The following is a 17,785-nucleotide window of genomic DNA, read 5'->3' on the forward strand; positions in this document are numbered from 1 at the left end:
GAAACGCCCGGTTACATTCCGAACCCGGAAGCTAAGCCTTACAGCGCCGATGGTACTGCAGGGGGGACCCTGTGGGAGAGTAGGACACCGCCGAACAATTTTTGGGAAAACCCCCGCATCGGAAGATGCGGGGGTTTTCTGTTTTCTGGGTTGGATGGTGGTGAACTCAGGGCCCGCTTCCAAGGCCCTGAGCTTTCATAGGCGGCCTGCCGTTTTGAGGGCCAGGTAAGCGTCGGCCAGAGCTGGAGCGAGGGCGTCCGGTGTCGCGTCGACGACGGTGACGCCGTGGCGGCGGAGTTGTTCGGCGATGCGGTCGCGTTCGGATTGGGCTTGGGCAGCGGCAGCGGCCTCGTAGACGGACTCGGTGTTTCCGCGAGCCTTTGCCATGCCGGCGATGTGTGGGTCCGCGACTGACGCCACGAGGACAGTGTGCCGTTGGGTCAGTTGGGCCAGGACCGGGAGCAGGCCTTCTTCCATCGGGGCCGCGTCGAGGGTGGTCAGCAGCACGATCAGGGAACGGCGGGGGGCCGTCCGGAGTGCTGTGGCCGTGAGGCCTCGGGCGTCGGTCTCGACCAGCTCGGGTTCCAGGGTCGCCATGGCGTTGACCAGCGCGGGGAGGACGTCGTTCGCCGTACGGCCCTGGACCAGCGCGCGTACGGCACGGTCGTAGGCGAGGAGGTCGACCCGGTCGCCGGCGCGGGACGCGAGGGCCGCCAGGAGGAGTGCCGCGTCCATGGAGGCGTCGAGGCGTGGGGCGTCGCCCACGCGGCCCGCGGAGGTACGGCCGGTGTCGAGGACCAGGAGGATGTGCCGGTCCCGTTCGGGGCGCCAGGTGCGGACCGCGACCGTGGACTGACGGGCTGTGGCGCGCCAGTCGATCGAGCGGGTGTCGTCGCCGGGGACGTACTCGCGCAGGCTGTCGAACTCGGTGCCTTCACCGCGGATGAGGGCGCTGGTGCGGCCGTCGAGTTCGCGGAGGCGGGCGAGCTTGGAGGGCAGGTGCTTGCGGCTGGTGAAGGGGGGCAGGACGCGTACGGTCCAGGGGACCTTGTGGGTGCCCTGGCGGGCGAACAGGCCCAGTGGACCGTAGGAGCGGATGGTCACCCGGTCCGCCCGGCGGTCGCCGCGGCGGGTGGGGCGCAGGCGGGTGGTGACGCGTCGGCGTTCGCCCGCGGGGACCATCAGGCGGTGGCGGGAGGCGGCCGCTTCCGTGCCGGGCTGCCAGCTGCTCGGCGGCCATGCGTCTCGCAGGTGGGCGCGGAGCGGGCGGCGGGACGGGTTGGTGACCGTGAGGGTGACGTCGGCGGTGTCGCCTAGGCGCGCGGAGGTGTCGCCGGAACGGGTCAGACGCAGGTGGCGTACCGGGGCGGCCAAGGCGTAGTCGCAGGCGCAGGCCAGGGCCAGGGAGCCGTTGACGGCCAGGACGCCGGTCCAGCTGGGATCCCAGAGGCCGACAGGGAGCGAGCCGAGGGCCGCCAGGAGGGCGGCGCGTCCGGTGAGTGCCATCAGCGGGGGACGGGGACGTGGGTGAGGATCGCGTTGATGACGGAGTCGGCCGTCACGCCTTCCATTTCGGCCTCCGGGCGCAGCTGGACACGGTGGCGCAGGGTGGGCAGGGCGAGGGCCTTCACGTCGTCGGGGATGACGTAGTCGCGGCCGGTCAGCCAGGCCCAGGCGCGGGAGGTCGCGAGGAGGGCGGTGGCGCCGCGCGGGGAGACGCCGAGGGTGAGCGACGGCGATTCGCGGGTGGCTCGGCAGATGTCGACGACGTAGGCGGTGATCTCGGGGGAGACGGTGGTCTTGGCGACGGCCGCGCGGGCGGCTTCGAGGTCGGCGTGGCCGGCGACCGGGCGTACGCCGGCGGCGCGGAGGTCGCGCGGGTTGAAGCCCTGGGCGTGGCGGGTGAGGACGTCGATCTCGTCCTGGCGGGAGGGGAGGGGGATGGTGAGTTTGAGGAGGAAACGGTCCAGCTGAGCCTCGGGGAGGGGGTACGTGCCCTCGTACTCGACCGGGTTCTGGGTCGCGGCGACCAGGAACGGGTCGGGGAGCGGGCGCGGGGTGCCGTCGACGGTGACCTGGCGTTCCTCCATGGCTTCGAGGAGGGAGGACTGGGTCTTCGGGGGCGTGCGGTTGATCTCGTCGGCGAGGAGGAGGTTGGTGAAGACCGGGCCGGGCTGGAAGGAGAACTCGGCGGTGCGGGCGTCGTAGACGAGGGAGCCGGTGACGTCGCTCGGCATCAGGTCAGGGGTGAACTGGACGCGCTTGGTGTCGAGTTCGAGCGCGGATGCGAGGGCGCGGACGAGCAACGTTTTGGCGACCCCGGGGACTCCTTCCAGTAGGACGTGTCCGCGGCAGAGGAGGGCGACGACGAGGCCGGTCACGGCGGGGTCCTGGCCGACCACGGCCTTGGCGATCTCGGCGCGCAGGGCTTCGAGGGAGGCTCGGGCGTTGCCCGGGTCCCCGGTGTGCCCGGCGTTGTCAGTGGTCGGGTCCATCATGGACGGCGTACCTCTCTTTCGAGGGCGTCGAGTTGGTCGGCGAGTGTGATGAGGGCCGTGTCGTCGCTGGGCGGCGGGCCGAAGAGCAGGGAGTGCAGGGTCTGTCCGTCGCCGTGGAGGTGCGTGGACAGGGCGGGGAGCAGGGCTTCGGGCGTGTGCGCCTGGGTCGCGGGGACGCCTACGAGGGGGGCGAGGCGGGTGCGGGTGGTGGAGCGGAGAGCGGCGGCCGCGCGGTCGCGGGCGTTCGCTGCGCGGTAGAGGCGGGCGCGGCCTTCGGCGGTCTCGGAGGCGCGGATCGCGACGGGGAGTCTTTCGGGCACGAGGGGGCCGAGTCGGCGTGCCCGCCACAGGGCGGCGAGGGCCGCGGCGATGAAGAGCTGCAACGTGCCCCAGAGCCAGCCGGAGGGGAGCACCTCCAGCAGGCCTCTGTCGGCGCCGGTGTCGGTGGAGCTGTCGGCGAGCGAGGGGAGGTACCAGACCAGATGGGGGCGGGAGCCGAGGAGTTGGAGGGCGAGCGAGGCGTTGCCCTGCTCGTCGAGGCGTTCGTTGAGGAGGATGTCGGGCGCGCCGAGAACGACGGTCTCGCCGCTCCCGGAGGGGTGCGGTACGCGGACCAGGGTGGCCAGGCGTGCGCTGGGGTAGCACTGGTCGGCGTCGAGGTGGGTGGTGGTGTAGCGGATGCCGCCCGTGTCGGCGGTGCCGGCGCGGCGGGCGGCGGGCAGGTCGCAGTCGGGGGCGAGCGTCGACTCCGGGCTGGTGGCGGGGTCCGCGGTGACGCCGGGGGCGAGTCGTTCGACGGAGGCGCTGCCGGCGGCGACGAGGACGGTGCGTCCGTCGTTTGCGGCGATGGCGCTGTGCAGGCGGTTCTGCTGAGCGGCTGTCAGGAGATCGGGGACGGCGACCAGGAGAGTGGTGTCGGGGGCTGCCGAGGCGCGGGCCTCGTCGAGGGTGGTGACCACGCGGGTGGAGACGCCCCGCTCGGCGAGGAGTTCGGCGACGGCGCGGCTGCCCTGGGGGTCGGCGGAGCGCGGATCGAGGGTGCCGTGCCGGGAGTCGGAGCGGATGAGGGCGATCGTCACGGCGGCCACCAGGAGCAGGGCGACGGCGAGGGCGACACCTCGTGCGCGCGTCCACAGTTGGCGGGCGGTGGGCGAGGCCGCCGTGGCCGGGAGTGTGGCCTCGGTGGTCATCCGGCGGCCCCTTGGCCGGTGTGGTGGGGCGTGGTGTGGTCGCTGCTGCTGGGGAGCTGGGGCTTGGTGTGTTCCAGGTCGCGGTCGAGGCCGGCGATGCGCTGGTACGTCGGCTCGATCGCCGTCCGGCCGCCGTATGTGACGTCGTCGAAGTCGCGGGCGGCGGCGCGGAGGCGGCCGGTGTGGGAGGGCAGGGCGCGGCCGGCCTCGGCTGCGGCTTCGTCGGCGGTGCGGCCGGGGCGGGCGTCGAGGAGGGCGCGTTCCTCCAGGGAGCGGACGATGGCCCGCATGCGTTCCTGCACGGCCTGGTTCCAGTGGCCCTGGGCGGCGTGCGCCTCGGCGGTGGCGCGGTGTTCGGCCGCGCTGCGGGGGCGGTCGTCGAACAGGGCGGCGGTGGAGGTGGGACGGCGGCGCGGGGTTCCCAGGCGCCACCACAGGGCGGCGAGGACGGCCACGACGGCGAGGACGAGGACGACGAGGCCCGCCATTCCGCCGGGGGCGGCGGAGGAGGCGGCCCTGAGGAGTTCGTCGACCCAGTCCCAGAAGGCGTTGAGGGCGCGCTGGAGGAAGCCGGGGTCGTCCTCGTGGTACACGCGCTTGGACAGCTCGCGCCGAGCCGCCTCCCGCGCGGGGTCGCGGGGGATGGTCACCGGCGGTTCGTCACCGGAGCGCCACGACGACAGGACGGCCAGGACGCGGTGCGGCGGCCGTACGGCCGGGTCGCCGCCGGGCAACCAGGTCCGTACGGTCGTTTCGGCGGCGCGGGGCAGGGCCGGCGCCGCTGACAGGACTGCCCCCGTCAGGCTCACCGCATCAGCTCCCGGGGGCGCCGGGGGCGGCGGGACCGTAGCCCTGGACACCGGCGGCGCGGGCCAGTTCGAGGTCGAGGGCCTCGCGGCGGATGCGCTGGTCGATGTAGAGGAGCACGGTGACGCCGGCCGTGATCGGGAAGGTGATCATGGAGCCGATCACCGATCCGATGCCGCTGACGACGAGGAACATCCAGCCGAAGTCGCCGGTGCCGTCGACGAAGCCGCCGATGCCGTCGCCGCTGAGCGCGGCGGCGAGGAACGTGAACGGGATGACGACGATCGCCGCGACGATGTTCGCGATGACCGTGGCGAGCAGCTGGATGCCGAAGACCCGCCACCAGGAGCCGCGCACCAGCTTCGCGGACCGGCCCATCGCCTTGGTGATGCTCTGCTTCTCCAGCATCAGGGACGGAGAGGCCAGCGAGAAGCGGATCATCAGCCACAGGGCGACGGCGGCGCCGGCGAAGCTGCCGAAGACGGCGAGCGCGGCGCCGCCGCCACCGCCGCCGGCGAGGATCACGAGGATGCCGGGGAGCGCGCCCGCGAGGGCGACGCCGACGGCGATGAGCAGCAGCAGGAAGATCAGGCCGAACAGCTTGGCGATCTGGGGGTGGGCGTCGCGCCAGGCCTCGCCCGTGGTGACCGGCTTGCCGAGCACGGCGCGGCTGGTGACGGTCGTCAGAAGGGCGGTCGCGGCGACGGTGCCGATCAGGGAGATCACGAAGAGGACGCCGGAGGTCAGCATGGTGTCGCCCATGGCCCGGGCCAGCTCGTCGGCGGTGGCGCTGGGGTCGCCGAGGGCGTCGGTGTCGGCGTAGTCGTTCAGCACCAGGCCCTGGAGCAGGACGACGATGACTTCGATGACGATGGCGACCGTGAGCGAGATGCCGAGCACCGTGCGCCAGTAGGTGCGCATGGTGGACACCGCGCCGTCCAGGATCTCGCCGACGCCGAGCGGGCGGAGCGGGATCACGCCGGGCTTGGCCGCGGGCGGGGGGCCGCCCCAGGGTGCTCCCCAGCCGCCGTGGCCGCCGGGACCCTGCCAGTTGCCGGGGCCGCCGGGGGGAGGCGCGCCCCAGCCCGGGCCGGGCGGCGGGGGAGTCCGGCCGGAGGGGGCGGACCACTGGGCGGGTGGCGGCTGCTGGGGGGACCACTGCGCGCCGGGGGGCTGCGGTTGCGAGCCCGGCTGCCGGGCGGGCTGCTCGGGGTCCGGCCGGTCGGCCGGCTCGCCGGGGCCGGAGGTGCCGGGTTCGTGCCCGTCGGACGGGGAGGATCCGGGCGAGGCCCAGCCCGGAGTGTCGTTCATCGTCGCTCCTTCACGGTGCCCGTCCGCGGTCGCGGCGGCAGGTTGGCAGCCATCGTGCCATGGGGTGGCCGGCGGGGTGCCGGCCGCGGTGGGGACGGGGGTGGCACACCTTCAATTGTCCGCCGGATAGCGGGCAGACTGACGGCATGGCTGATCTGCAGGCGCGAACCGGCGAGGACAAGCGGGCGACCGAGGTACCTGTGCTGCGTTGGGAGGAGCCACCCGAGGGTCCGGTCCTGGTCCTTCTGGACCAGACACGGCTGCCGAGCGAGGAGGTCGAACTGGTCTGCACGGACGCACCCGCGCTGGTGGAGGCGATCCGGTCGCTCGCCGTGCGCGGGGCGCCGGCGCTCGGGATCGCGGGAGCGTACGGCGTCGCGCTCGCCGCCGCGCGCGGGTTCGACGTGGACGATGCCGCGCTGGCGCTGGCGGGCGCCCGGCCCACCGCGGTGAACCTCTCCCTGGGGGTGCGCCGGGCGCAGGACGCCTACCACGCGGCTCTGGCCCGCGGCGGCGACGCCGGGCAGGCCGCTGCGGCGGCGCTGGCGGCCGCGCGGCAGCTGCACCGGGAGGACGCCGAGGCGAGTGCGCGAATGGCCGAGCACGGGCTGGCGCTGCTGGACGAGCTGCTGTCCGGCGGTGGCCATCGGATCCTCACCCACTGCAACACCGGGGCGCTGGTGTCGGGCGGGGAGGGGACGGCGTTCGCGGTGGCGCTCGCGGCGCATCGGCAGGGGCGGCTGCGGCGGCTGTGGGTGGACGAGACGCGCCCGCTGCTGCAGGGGGCCCGGCTGACGGCGTACGAGGCGGCGCGCAGCGGGATGGCGTACACGCTGCTCACCGACAACGCGGCGGGGTCGCTGTTCGCGGCCGGTGAGGTGGACGCGGTGCTGATCGGGGCCGATCGGATCGCGGCCGACGGGTCGGTGGCGAACAAGGTGGGGAGCTATCCGCTGGCGGTGCTCGCGCGGTATCACCATGTGCCGTTCATCGTGGTGGCGCCGGTGACGACGGTGGACCTGGGCACGGTGGACGGGGCGTCGATCGAGGTGGAGCAGCGTCCGGGGTACGAGGTGACGGAGGTGATGGCGCCGCAGGTGCAGGTCTCGGGAGCGGGGGGCGGCATTCCGGTGGCGCCGCTGGGGACGCAGGCGTACAACCCGGCGTTCGATGTGACTCCGCCCGAGCTGGTGACGGCGATCGTCACCGAGGAGGGGGCGGTGTCTCCCGTGACGGCCGAGGGGCTGGCCGAGCTGTGCGGGAAGGCGGGGCGCGCCCGGGCCTGACCGGGGGTCCGCCGGTCAGGGCAGACAGTAGTGACGGTGTACGACTATCGTCACTGGTCAGTGAGCTGTCTCACCTGGATCTTCGCCACCGTTATGAGAATGGGATGATGTCGTTTATGAAGGGACGAGTCCTTGTCGTCGACGACGACACCGCACTGGCCGAGATGCTCGGCATTGTGCTGCGTGGTGAAGGTTTTGAGCCGTCTTTCGTAGCCGACGGCGACAAGGCGCTGGCCGCTTTCCGGGAGAGCAAGCCCGATCTGGTGCTGCTGGACCTGATGCTGCCCGGGCGGGACGGTATCGAGGTGTGCCGGCTGATCAGGGCTGAGTCCGGGGTGCCGATCGTGATGCTCACGGCGAAGAGCGACACCGTTGATGTCGTCGTGGGTCTCGAGTCGGGCGCGGACGACTACATCGTGAAGCCGTTCAAGCCGAAGGAGCTGGTGGCTCGTATCCGGGCGCGGCTGCGCAGGTCCGAGGAGCCGGCGCCGGAGCAGCTCGCCATCGGTGACCTGGTCATCGATGTCGCCGGTCACTCGGTGAAGCGGGACGGGCAGTCGATCGCGCTGACGCCGCTGGAGTTCGATCTGCTGGTGGCGCTCGCGCGCAAGCCGTGGCAGGTGTTCACGCGTGAGGTCCTGCTGGAGCAGGTGTGGGGGTACCGGCACGCGGCGGACACGCGGCTGGTCAACGTCCATGTGCAGCGGCTGCGCTCCAAGGTCGAGAGGGATCCGGAGCGGCCGGAGATCGTGGTGACCGTCCGTGGTGTCGGTTACAAGGCCGGGCCGAGCTGACATGTCCGGGGACAGTGCCGCTTCGGCGCCCGGCCGGTCCGGGACCCGCGCGGGGCGGCCTGTCGGCCGGAAGGCGGCGGGCTCCCGCTGGGCAAGGTTCTTCGACAACGGGCTGCTCAGGGGCGGGGTCCAGGGCAGCCCGGTGCTCCGTCTGTTCATGCGCTGGGTGCGTCGGCCGCTGTTGCCGGTGATGCGGCTGTGGCGCCGCAACATCCAGCTGAAGGTCGTCGTCACGACGCTGCTGATGTCGCTGGGCGTCGTGCTGCTGCTGGGCTTCGTGGTCATCGGGCAGGTGCGCAACGGTCTGCTGGACGCCAAGGTGAAGGCGTCGCAGAGCCAGGCCACGGGCGGGTTCGCCGCGGCGAAGCAGCGGGCCGAGGAGGCGGCGAGCGGGGCCGCCGTCGATGACGCGGCCGACGAGGACGGGCAGTCCTCGCAGAACGTCATCCAGTGGATGAGTGATCTCGTCACGTCCCTGTCCAGTGGCGGCCAGGGCGCCTTCGACGTCGTGACGCTGCCCGCCGGGGACGACACCGGGGGCGGGCGCGGCCCGCGTGCCTCGGGCGGCGTCAATCCGAACAAGAGCGTGCCGGAGGACCTGCGGGAGCGGGTCACCGGCAATCCGGGTGCCTGGCAGAGCTACACCCGCATCATCTACGGGCCGGGCAAGGAGTCCCAGCCCGCGCTGATCATCGGCAAGCAGGTCAACGACCCGAACAACGACCCGTACCAGCTGTACTACCTCTTCCCGCTGACGCAGGAGGAGAAGTCGCTGAGCCTGGTCAAGGGGACGCTGGCGACGGCGGGGCTGTTCGTCGTCGTCCTCCTCGGGGCGATCGCGTGGCTGGTGGTGCGCCAGGTGGTCACGCCCGTGCGGATGGCCGCGGGGATCGCCGAGCGGCTGTCGGCGGGGCGCCTCCAGGAGCGGATGAAGGTCACCGGCGAGGACGACATCGCGCGGCTCGGCGAGGCCTTCAACAAGATGGCGCAGAACCTTCAGCTGAAGATCCAGCAGCTGGAGGACCTGTCGCGGATGCAGCGGCGGTTCGTGTCCGACGTCTCCCATGAGCTGCGCACCCCGCTGACCACCGTGCGGATGGCCGCCGATGTCATCCACGAGGCGCGGGAGGACTTCGACCCGGTGACCGCGCGGTCGGCGGAACTCCTCGCCGATCAGCTGGACCGGTTCGAGTCGTTGCTGGCGGACCTGCTGGAGATCAGCCGTTTCGACGCCGGTGCGGCGGCGCTGGAGGCCGAGCCGATAGACCTCAGGGAGGTCGTCCGGCGGGTCGTCGGCGGGGCCGAGCCGCTGGCGGAGCGCAAGGGGACGCGGATCCGGATCACGGGCGACCAGCAGCCGGTCGTGGCCGAGGCGGACGCCCGGCGGGTGGAGCGGGTGCTGCGCAACCTCGTCGTCAACGCCGTGGAGCACGGCGAGGGCAAGGACGTCGTGGTCAAGCTCGCCGCGGCGGGTGGTGCGGTCGCGGTCGCCGTACGCGACTACGGTGTCGGGCTGAAGCCCGGCGAGGCGGCCCGGGTCTTCAGCCGCTTCTGGCGGGCCGACCCGGCACGCGCGCGGACGACGGGCGGTACGGGCCTGGGGCTCTCCATCGCCCTGGAGGACGCCCGGCTGCACGGCGGCTGGCTGCAGGCGTGGGGTGAGCCGGGGGGTGGCTCGCAGTTCCGGCTGACGCTGCCGCGGACCGCGGACGAGCCGTTGCGGGGGTCGCCGATACCGCTGGAGCCGAAGGACTCGCGGCGCAATCGCGGACTCGACGACGCCGGTCTGCCGCGCGGGGGCGAGAAGAGCGCCACCGTGCCCGCGCAGACCACGGCCGGCGGGCCCGTGCGGCCGCTGGACGCGATCGGCCCCCGGCTGGCCGCCGTGGCGCCCACAGCTGATCCGACGGCGTTGCCCGGCAACGGTGCGCGGGTGGTGTCCCGGCCGGTGGGCGGGGCGCGCCGACCTGACGAGACGGCGCCCGGTCCGGGCGCGCGGCGCCCGTCGGACGTGGAGCCGGATGAGTCGAATGAGTAAGGGGAGGCAAGTCGTGGGCGCTGACCGCGAGGGGGGCGCCCGGCGCACGCCGGCGCGCGCGGTGGCGTACATCGCCTGTGGTGTCGTCCTGCTGGCGGGGTGCGCCTCGATGCCCGATCACGGGGATCTGCGCGATGTCGAGTCCACGCCGCGACAGGAGACACAGGTGCGGGTGTTCGCCGTGCCTCCGTCGGAGGACGCCTTGCCGCCGCAGATCGTGCAGGGCTTCCTGGAGGCCCTCACCAGCGACGACCCCAACTACGAGACGGCGAAGCAGTATCTGACCGACCGGGCGAGGAAATCCTGGCAGCCGCAGCGGTCCACCACGGTGCTCGCCAACGCGCCCGGCATCGAGGTCGATTGGGCGGTCAACAAGGAGGAGCGCGACACGTTCGTGTTCCGGCTGACCGGTGTCAAGGTCGCCACCGTGGACGTGGAGCAGTCGTACGCGCCGACGAGCGGGAACTACAGCCAGCAGGTGCAGCTCAAGAGGGACAACAAGAGCGGGCAGTGGCGCATCGACCGGCTGCCGGAAGGGATCGTGCTCGGTCAGTCGGACTTCCAGCGGAACTACATGTCCGTCAACAAGTACTACCTGGCGGCGAACAGCGCGTCCGGCGCGAGCTCGCAGCTCGCCGCGGTCGCCGACCCGGTCTATGTGCGTCAGCGGGTGGACCCCACGACACAGGTGGTGCGGTCGCTGCTCGACGGGCCCACCAGCTGGCTCGATCCCGCGGTCCTGTCCAGTTTCCCCACCGGGACCCGGCTGGCGCAGGGCGGCGACTCGCTGACGCCCGATGAGAACGACAAGCTCACCGTGCCGTTGAACGACAAGGCCGCCCGGGTCGGGCTGGCCAAGTGCAACGAGATGGCGGCCCAGGTGCTGTTCACCCTGCAGGACCTCACCCCCGCGGTGGACGAGGTCGAGTTGCGGGCGGGCGGCGCGGAGTTGTGCTCGCTCGACACGGACGGGGCCACGGCGGTCGCCACGCGCGGACCGGTACGGAGCCCCGAGTACCTGTACTTCCTCGACGACGAGCAGCGTGTGGTGCGGATCCGCAGCGGCAGCAAGACCGCGGGCGCGGAGCCGGTGCCGGGGCCGCTGGGCGAGGGCACCAAGATCCTGCGCTCGGTGGCCGTGTCCCGGGACGAGCGAACCGCGGCGGGAGTCGGCCTGAACGGCAGCGAGTTGTACGTCGCGCGGATGGAGCCCGGCGCCACGCTCGGAGAGCCGGTGCTGATCAGCCAGGGCAAGACCGAGGACGGCCGGCTGACCACGCCCAGCTGGGACGCGCAGGGCAATCTGTGGGTCGCCGACCGCGACCCCGGGCACGCGCGGCTGCTGTTGCTCCAGGCGGGCAAGAACGAGCCGCTGGAGGTGGAGACTCCCGCCCTGGACGGGCGCATCAAATCGGTGCGGGTCGCCGCCGACGGGGTGCGGATCGCGCTCATCGTGGAGAAGGACGGCGAACAGTCCCTGCTCGTCGGGCGGATCGACCTCGACGAGAAGGTGGGCGAGCGGGCCGCGGTCACCGTGCGTGAACTGCACAACGCCGCCCCCGAGCTGGAAGAAGTCACCACCATGTCGTGGAGCGGTGACGACCGGCTCGTGGTGGTCGGGCGCGCGAAGGGGGGTGTGCTGCAGTTGCGGTACGTCCAGGTCGACGGCTCCACGCCGAAGGGGCCCGCGCCGGACGCCCTGACCGGGGTGAAGGAGATCGCCGCGTCCGAGGACGAGCGGTTGCCGCTGGTGGCGTACTCGGACGACGGGATCGTGCGGCTGCCGTCGGGGGCGCAGTGGCAGACGGTGGTCAAGGAGGGGTCGGCGCCGGTTTATCCGGGGTGACGGGCAGGGGGTGGCCTCGCGGCTTTCGCCGAGGGGCCCCGGCCCGGCTTCGGCAGACGGCCGTTCTCGCGCGGGGTGACCCGGCGGGGCGGCCGTTTTGCTGTGGAGCGGTGGGAGCTGGAGGGGGCGGCGGGGCGGTCGAGCGGGTGGCCTTCACCGGTGGGTGACGGCCGTTTCATGGGGCGTGGAGTTGTCCACAGGGGGTTTTCCACAGGGGTGGCCGGTCTGTGCCGGGGTTGGCAGAGTGATCCGCATGCGGGGGTGGTGGCAGGACCTCACCGACCTGGTGCTCCCGGCCGAGTGCGGGGGCTGCGGCAGGGCGCGTACGGTGCTCTGCCCGGGGTGCCGTGCCGCGCTGAGCGGGGACGCGCCGTGCCGGGTGCGGCCGGTGCCGGAGCCGCCGGGACTGCCGGTCGTGCACGCGGCGGCTCGGTACGGGGACGAGGTGCGGGCCGTGCTGCTGGCCCACAAGGAACGGGGTGCCCTGGCGCTCTCCGGGCCGCTCGGCGGGGCTTTGGCGGGAGCCGCGCGGGCGGGGCTGCGGGAGGTGTGGGGGAGCGGGGACGGTGCTTCGGCCGGTCGGGGCGGGTCCCGGGTTTCCGGCGGGCCGGTGCTGCTCGTTCCCGTTCCGTCGGGACGCGGGGCGGTGCGGGCGCGAGGGCATGATCCGGTGCGGCGGATCGCGCTCGCCGCGGCCGGGGAACTGCGGCGGACGGGGACGCCGGCCCGGGTGCTCTGCGTGCTGCGGCAGCGGCGGGCGGTCGCCGACCAGTCGGGGCTCGACTCCGGGCAGCGGCTGCGGAACCTGGCGGGCGCGCTGACCGTGGTGCCCGGCGGAGCGCGGCTGCTGGCGGGCGGGCCGGTGGTGCTGGTCGACGACCTGATGACGACCGGGGCGTCACTGGCGGAGGCGGCGCGCGTGGTGCGGCAGGCGCGGGCGGCTACGTCGGGTGGGCCGGACCGGCATGAGTGCCCGCGGGACGTGGCACTCGGACGGTGGGACGTGGCATTCGGAGAAGAAGGTGTGTCGCCTGTGTACGGGAGAGGAAGCCGGGAAAGGACAGGGACACGGACGGCTGGAGCAAAGGGAGGGAGCGCGGACCGGGAGCGGGTCGACCCCGGAATGGCGGAGCCGAACGGCGCCGGAGACGTGATCCGCGCGGCGGTGATCGCGGCAACGCCGGATTCCTTCGAAATAAACCGGAACTGACTGCGTGGTTGCATCGTTGCAGGTAGTGAGGGCGTTAATTCACCTGAATGGAGGTACGCCGCAGTAGAGGGTGACGACATCCGTCCAGGCGAGATATGTTCGGTTGTGAGGGAAAGCCGCAGGCCACACCTCTCATATCCGAATGCCGTACCGCGGGATTTCCGCAATCACCCGGTCGGCTGGGGAGCAGATCTCGCCCATGGGGGAGGAGGAGGTGGACGTCACCGAGTCCGAGGTCCCGGGGCTCACCGGGACCTGGTGCACAAGGGAGTTGCTCCGCAGCTGAGCGGAGCGATCCGGGAACGGAGTTCTGCGTGGACATCGTCGTCAAGGGCCGCAAAACAGAGGTGCCCGAGCGGTTCCGCAAGCACGTGGCCGAGAAGCTGAAGCTGGAGAAGATCCAGAAGCTCGATGGCAAGGTGATCAGCCTCGACGTCGAGGTGTCCAAGGAGCCCAACCCCCGACAGGCCGACCGGTGCGACCGAGTGGAGATCACGCTTCGCTCCCGTGGCCCGGTGATCAGGGCGGAGGCAGCGGCCAGCGATCCGTACGCGGCACTCGACCTCGCCGCGGAGAAGCTGGACGCCCGGCTGCGCCGGCAGCACGACAAGCGGCACACGCGCCGCGGTGTCCGTCGGCTCACCGCAGCCGAGGTCCCCGACCACGTTCCGGATGCGGCCACGCTCAACGGCAACGGCCAGCCCTTCGAAGCGGACGAGCCGGACGGCGTGCCGACCAAGAAGATCGGCTCCCTCGAGGTCAAGGGCGAAGGCCCCCTCGTCGTCCGCGAGAAGACGCACGCCGCCGCCCCGATGACCCTCGACCAGGCGCTCTACGAGATGGAGCTGGTCGGGCACGACTTCTACCTCTTCGTCGACTCCGAGACGAAGGAGCCGAGTGTCGTCTACCGGCGGCACGCTTACGACTACGGCGTGATCCATCTCCGGACGGACACGATGATCACCGAACCGCCCTCGCCCGAGGCGGGCGGTTCGCTGGGCGGCTGACCATCCCGGGCGAAACAGCTGATCCGGTGCCCCTGGAGCGCGTGTGCGCCCCCAGGGGCACCGGTGTGCCGCCGGTGTGCGACCACTTCGCCCACCGCTTCGTCACCGCGGTGTCGTCCGGGCATGAAATCATGGCCGCAACGGCCCAACGGGTGGGTTGTTGCCTTGGGTTGGCGACGGCACAGGACCACAGGCCTAAGCCTTCAGGGGGAGGAACGATGGCGGACAGCTTCGGACCGATGCATGCCGAGGGCGTCGGTGACGGCCCGCGCGGCATGGGCCCGGACGTGGGCTCCTCACGCCAGGAGCCGATCCGCGTCCTGGTCGTGGACGACCACGCCCTCTTCCGTCGCGGCCTGGAGATCGTGCTCGCGGCCGAGGAGGACATCCAGGTCGTCGGAGAGGCCGGGGACGGCGCCGAGGCGGTGGAGAAGGCCGCGGACCTGCTGCCCGACATCGTGCTGATGGACGTACGGATGCCGAAGCGGGGCGGGATCGAGGCGTGCACCTCGATCAAGGAGGTGGCACCCAGCGCCAAGATCATCATGCTGACGATCAGCGACGAGGAAGCCGATCTCTACGACGCGATCAAGGCGGGTGCGACGGGATACCTGCTCAAGGAAATCTCGACGGACGAGGTGGCCACCGCCATTCGCGCGGTCGCCGATGGGCAGTCGCAGATCAGCCCCTCGATGGCGTCGAAACTGCTCACCGAGTTCAAGTCGATGATCCAGCGGACCGACGAGCGCCGGCTGGTGCCCGCGCCGCGGCTCACCGACCGGGAACTGGAAGTGCTCAAGCTCGTGGCCACCGGGATGAACAACCGGGACATCGCCAAGGAGCTGTTCATCTCCGAGAACACCGTGAAGAACCATGTGCGCAACATCCTGGAGAAGCTGCAGCTGCACTCCAGGATGGAGGCGGTGGTGTACGCGATGCGGGAGAAGATCCTCGAGATTCGGTGAGGCGGGGCCGGGGCCCGTCGTGGTCCTGGTCCGCTGGGAGAGGCCGGATCAGGTCAGGGCTCGGGTCAGTTCCGCGATGAGGGGGGCGCGTAGGTCCGGGGCGTCCACCCGTTCCACGCGGACGTCCGTGCAGTTCACCCAGCTTGCCGCCTCCAGCAGGGCTTGGGCCACGGACGGGACCGCCTTCGGGCCGTCCAGGGTGACCTGCTTGGCGACCAGGGTGCGGCCCTCGCGCGCCGGGTCGACGCGGCCGACCAGCCGGCCGCCGGCCAGGACCGGCATCGCGAAATAGCCGTGGACCCGCTTCTGCTTCGGGACGTACGCCTCCAGGCGGTGGGTGAATCCGAAGATCCGCTCCGTCCGGGCGCGCTCCCAGATCAGGGAGTCGAAGGGGGAGAGCAGCGTCGTGCGGTGGCGGCCGCGCGGGGGAGTCTCCAGGGCTGCCGGGTCCGCCCAGGCCTGCTTGCCCCAGCCCTCCACCGTGACCGGTACCAGGCCGGAGTCGGCGATCACCGCATCCACCTGATCCCCCTTCAGGCGGTGGTAGTCGGCGATGTCCGCGCGCGTGCCGACGCCCAGGGCCTCGCCTGCCAGGCGGACCAGGCGGCGGAGGCATTCCCGGTCGTCCAGGTCGTCGTGGAGGAGATCGGATGGGATGGCGCGCTCCGCGAGGTCGTAGACGCGCTTCCAGCCGCGGCGCTCCACGCAGACGACCTCGCCGTACATCAGGGCGCGTTCGGCGGCGACCTTGGTGCCGGACCAGTCCCACCACTCGCTGGTCTTCTTCGCACCGCCCAACTCGGTGGCCGTCAGGGGGCCTTCCTCGCGAAGCTGCTTGATCACCTGGTCGTAGGCGCCGTCCGGGAGCTCGTGGTTCCAGTGGGGGCGGTTGCGGTAGGCGCGGCGGCGGAAGGCGAAGTGGGGCCATTCCTCGATGGGGAGGATGCAGGCGGCGTGGGACCAGTACTCGAAGGCGTGGGTGTCCTTCCAGTAGGCGTCGTCCACCGTGGTGCGGCCCACCGGGCCGAGGCGGGCGTAGGGGACCAGTTCGTGGGAGCGGGCCAGGACCGAGATGGTGTCGAGCTGCACCGCGCCGAGGTGACGGAGTATGCCGCGGACGCCGGCGCGGCGGTTGGGCGTGCCGAGGAGGCCCTGGGCGCGGAGGGCGATACGGCGGGCTTCGTCCGCGGAAAGGGTGGTTGTGGGGCGCGGGGTCGTCATGCCGTCGAACGATAGGGGGTGGGACTGACAGCGGGTGTGGGGAGGGGAAGGAGTGGGGGTGAGGGTGGGCGGGGTGGGCCGGGTGGGTGTGGCGGTGCTGTGGGCGGGCGTTGAGGAGGGTCGCCCCCGCCGCCCTTACCCATTCCCATCCCCAGGGGCTCCGCCCCTTCGACCCCGGCGGGGGCTTCGCCCCGGGGTCTCGGCGGGGGCTTCGCCCCCTGCGCCCCCGGGGGGGCTCGGTCTCTGGCGCGCAGGGGCTTCGCCTCCTGCGCCCCTGGTCTCGCCTCCTGCGCCCCGAGGGCTGTGCCGCTACCCCGGCGGGACTTTCCCCTTCTGCTTCCGGGGCTCTGCCCCCGCCCCGGCGGGGCTTTGCCCTCTGCGCCCCGGGACTTGGTCTCCGGCCGGCGGGGGCTCCGCTGCTGTGCCGGCGGGGGGCTTCGCCCCTGGCCCCAGCGCCCCCGGGCTCGGTCTCGCCTCCTGCGCCCCGGGGGCTCCGCCGCTACCCCGGCGGGGCTTTGCCCCCTGTGCTTCCAGGTCTCCGTCCATGGGCCACGGCGGGGCTTTGCCCCCCTCCTGCCCCCCGGGCTTGGACCTGGAGCCGGCGGGGCTGCTTGGTCCTCTGCGCACTCGGCGCTTGGGCCTGGATCCGGCGGGGGCTTTGCCTCTTGTGCCCCGCTGCTCCGGCTCGCCCCCGGGCTTCGGCTGGCCCGAGCTTCGCCGCTTCGTCCCCGGGCTTCGGCTCGGCGGGGTTGGCCGCCTTGCCCCCGGGGCGGACCGGCGGGGGGCGCCCCCAGTGCCCCGGGAGGGCTTCGCTCCGGTGGGGCTTCGCTGCTTGTGGTTCGGGGGCTTTTGCCCTGGGGCGGGGTGGGGTTTCGCCGTCGCGGTGTCTGGAGGTCGTCCTTGTTGCTGTGGGGGGTGGTCAGGGGCGGGGTGGCAGGTAGGGGGCCGTTGAGGGGAGGGACAGGTCCGAGGGGAGGAGGGAGGCGAGCCAGCAGTCGCGGCGGGTGCCGTTGTTGTTGAGGGCCGCGCGGAGGGTGCCTTCGACGGTGAAGCCGGCTCGTTCGGCCACCGCGCGGGAGGCGGTGTTGCCCACTTCGGCGCGCCATTCGAGGCGGTCGACGGGGATGCGGGTGAAGGCCCAGTGGGAGAGGGCGCGGGTGGCTTCGGTGACGTAGCCGTTGCCGCGGTGGCGCTTGGTCGCCCAGAAGCCCAGTTCGGCGGTGCCGAGGGAGCGCATGGTGATGCCGAGCATGCCGGCGAGGTCCCCGTCGGGGAGGAAGGCGCCGAAGGTGAACATGGAGGAGGCCGCCCAGCCGTCGGGTACCTGCTGGGTGGTGAAGGCCTCCGCGTGTTCGGGGAGGTAGGGGGAGGGGATCGCCGTCCAGCGTTGGATGTCGGGGTCCTGACAGGCCGCGTACACGGCGTCCGTGTCGTCCGGGCCGACCGTGCGTAGCAGGAGGCGGGCGGTGGGGATCGTGACGGGGTCCATCGGCCGATTGTGCGCGGGGCGGGGGCCGGGAGGCCAGGGCATTCCTCTTCGAGGGTTTCCGTGGGTGATGGTGTGGTCACCATTCGTGGAATTCGGTGGGGGCGTGCGGCACCATCGGCGACT

The 17,785-nt window shown here is 72.4% G+C and carries 14 protein-coding genes and 1 rRNA gene; 8 read left to right on the top strand and 7 right to left on the bottom strand.

The genetic code is table 11. The annotated features are described in order from the left end of the window. Positions 1-96 (top strand): 5S ribosomal RNA (rrf, locus tag VE614_RS08705); the annotation flags it as partial. Between the two features lie 99 nt (positions 97-195). Here rrf and VE614_RS08710 read toward each other — a convergent pair. Genes VE614_RS08710 through VE614_RS08730 form a run of 5 tightly spaced genes read right to left on the bottom strand, consistent with a single transcriptional unit; the run spans position 196 to position 5,806 of the window. Beyond that, complete coding sequence (locus VE614_RS08710; RefSeq protein WP_324934367.1) at positions 196-1,506, bottom strand: DUF58 domain-containing protein; 1,311 nt, start codon at positions 1,504-1,506, stop codon at positions 196-198. Then, positions 1,506-2,495, bottom strand: coding sequence for a MoxR family ATPase (locus VE614_RS08715; protein ID WP_324934369.1), 990 nt, complete (start codon positions 2,493-2,495; stop codon positions 1,506-1,508). The genes VE614_RS08710 and VE614_RS08715 overlap by 1 nt, the downstream gene beginning before the upstream one ends. Beyond that, entirely contained in the window at positions 2,495-3,688 is a 1,194-nt protein-coding gene (locus VE614_RS08720) for a DUF4350 domain-containing protein (protein WP_324934371.1), read from the bottom strand. The genes VE614_RS08715 and VE614_RS08720 overlap by 1 nt, the downstream gene beginning before the upstream one ends. Continuing rightward, on the bottom strand, positions 3,685-4,497 hold the full coding sequence (locus VE614_RS08725) for a DUF4129 domain-containing protein (protein WP_324934373.1): 813 nt from the start codon (positions 4,495-4,497) through the stop codon (positions 3,685-3,687). Before VE614_RS08725 ends, VE614_RS08720 begins: the two co-directional genes overlap by 4 nt. A gap of 4 nt (positions 4,498-4,501) precedes the next feature. Continuing rightward, positions 4,502-5,806 (bottom strand): glycerophosphoryl diester phosphodiesterase membrane domain-containing protein, encoded by a 1,305-nt coding sequence (locus VE614_RS08730; RefSeq protein ID WP_324934375.1) that lies wholly within the window; start codon positions 5,804-5,806, stop codon positions 4,502-4,504. Between the two features lie 146 nt (positions 5,807-5,952). Here VE614_RS08730 and mtnA point away from each other — a divergent pair, with 146 nt between their 5' ends. The 7 genes from mtnA (at position 5,953) to VE614_RS08765 (ending at position 14,952) form a co-directional block, all read left to right on the top strand. Next, positions 5,953-7,092, top strand: a complete 1,140-nt coding sequence (mtnA, locus tag VE614_RS08735) for an S-methyl-5-thioribose-1-phosphate isomerase (protein WP_324934377.1) — start codon at positions 5,953-5,955, stop codon at positions 7,090-7,092. A 104-nt stretch (positions 7,093-7,196) separates the two neighbouring features. Continuing rightward, entirely contained in the window at positions 7,197-7,886 is a 690-nt protein-coding gene (mtrA, locus tag VE614_RS08740; protein WP_194238626.1) for a two-component system response regulator MtrA, read from the top strand. A 1-nt stretch (position 7,887) separates the two neighbouring features. Then, positions 7,888-9,924 carry an MtrAB system histidine kinase MtrB gene (gene mtrB, locus VE614_RS08745; RefSeq protein ID WP_324934380.1) on the top strand — a complete coding sequence of 679 codons (2,037 nt, stop codon included), beginning with the start codon at positions 7,888-7,890 and terminating at the stop codon, positions 9,922-9,924. Positions 9,925-9,937: 13 nt separating this feature from the next. Beyond that, positions 9,938-11,770 (top strand): LpqB family beta-propeller domain-containing protein, encoded by a 1,833-nt coding sequence (locus tag VE614_RS08750; RefSeq protein WP_324934383.1) that lies wholly within the window; start codon positions 9,938-9,940, stop codon positions 11,768-11,770. A 253-nt stretch (positions 11,771-12,023) separates the two neighbouring features. Beyond that, the gene (locus VE614_RS08755; RefSeq protein ID WP_324934385.1) at positions 12,024-12,980 is read left to right on the top strand and encodes a ComF family protein; all 957 of its coding nucleotides are present in this window, start codon (positions 12,024-12,026) and stop codon (positions 12,978-12,980) included. Between the two features lie 314 nt (positions 12,981-13,294). Continuing rightward, positions 13,295-13,987 (top strand): ribosome hibernation-promoting factor, HPF/YfiA family, encoded by a 693-nt coding sequence (hpf, locus tag VE614_RS08760; protein ID WP_324934387.1) that lies wholly within the window; start codon positions 13,295-13,297, stop codon positions 13,985-13,987. 218 nt (positions 13,988-14,205) lie between these two features. Further along, entirely contained in the window at positions 14,206-14,952 is a 747-nt protein-coding gene (locus VE614_RS08765; protein WP_324934389.1) for a response regulator transcription factor, read from the top strand. A 48-nt stretch (positions 14,953-15,000) separates the two neighbouring features. Here the strand turns inward: VE614_RS08765 and VE614_RS08770 are convergent, their stop codons facing one another. Both VE614_RS08770 and VE614_RS08775 read right to left on the bottom strand, forming a co-directional pair. Then, on the bottom strand, positions 15,001-16,173 hold the full coding sequence (locus tag VE614_RS08770) for a winged helix-turn-helix domain-containing protein (protein ID WP_324934391.1): 1,173 nt from the start codon (positions 16,171-16,173) through the stop codon (positions 15,001-15,003). Positions 16,174-17,092: 919 nt separating this feature from the next. Beyond that, positions 17,093-17,662, bottom strand: a complete 570-nt coding sequence (locus tag VE614_RS08775; protein ID WP_324934393.1) for a GNAT family N-acetyltransferase — start codon at positions 17,660-17,662, stop codon at positions 17,093-17,095. Between the last annotated feature and the right edge of the window lie 123 nt (positions 17,663-17,785).

This window comes from Streptomyces sp. (genome assembly GCF_035645055.1).
In the GTDB taxonomy this organism is placed as follows: domain Bacteria; phylum Actinomycetota; class Actinomycetes; order Streptomycetales; family Streptomycetaceae; genus Streptomyces.

What these genes read in the sequence shown, in the direction of transcription:
- mtnA (WP_324934377.1), top strand. Translation starts at nt 5,953, where the DNA reads ATGGCTGATCTGCAGGCGCGAACCGGCGAGGACAAGCGGGCGACCGAG.
- VE614_RS08765 (WP_324934389.1), top strand. Translation starts at nt 14,206, where the DNA reads ATGGCGGACAGCTTCGGACCGATGCATGCCGAGGGCGTCGGTGACGGC.
- mtrB (WP_324934380.1), top strand. Translation starts at nt 7,888, where the DNA reads ATGTCCGGGGACAGTGCCGCTTCGGCGCCCGGCCGGTCCGGGACCCGC.
- mtrA (WP_194238626.1), top strand. Translation starts at nt 7,197, where the DNA reads ATGATGTCGTTTATGAAGGGACGAGTCCTTGTCGTCGACGACGACACC.
- VE614_RS08720 (WP_324934371.1), bottom strand. Translation starts at nt 3,688, where the DNA reads ATGACCACCGAGGCCACACTCCCGGCCACGGCGGCCTCGCCCACCGCC.
- VE614_RS08775 (WP_324934393.1), bottom strand. Translation starts at nt 17,662, where the DNA reads ATGGACCCCGTCACGATCCCCACCGCCCGCCTCCTGCTACGCACGGTC.
- VE614_RS08770 (WP_324934391.1), bottom strand. Translation starts at nt 16,173, where the DNA reads ATGACGACCCCGCGCCCCACAACCACCCTTTCCGCGGACGAAGCCCGC.
- VE614_RS08755 (WP_324934385.1), top strand. Translation starts at nt 12,024, where the DNA reads ATGCGGGGGTGGTGGCAGGACCTCACCGACCTGGTGCTCCCGGCCGAG.
- VE614_RS08715 (WP_324934369.1), bottom strand. Translation starts at nt 2,495, where the DNA reads ATGGACCCGACCACTGACAACGCCGGGCACACCGGGGACCCGGGCAAC.
- VE614_RS08730 (WP_324934375.1), bottom strand. Translation starts at nt 5,806, where the DNA reads ATGAACGACACTCCGGGCTGGGCCTCGCCCGGATCCTCCCCGTCCGAC.
- VE614_RS08710 (WP_324934367.1), bottom strand. Translation starts at nt 1,506, where the DNA reads ATGGCACTCACCGGACGCGCCGCCCTCCTGGCGGCCCTCGGCTCGCTC.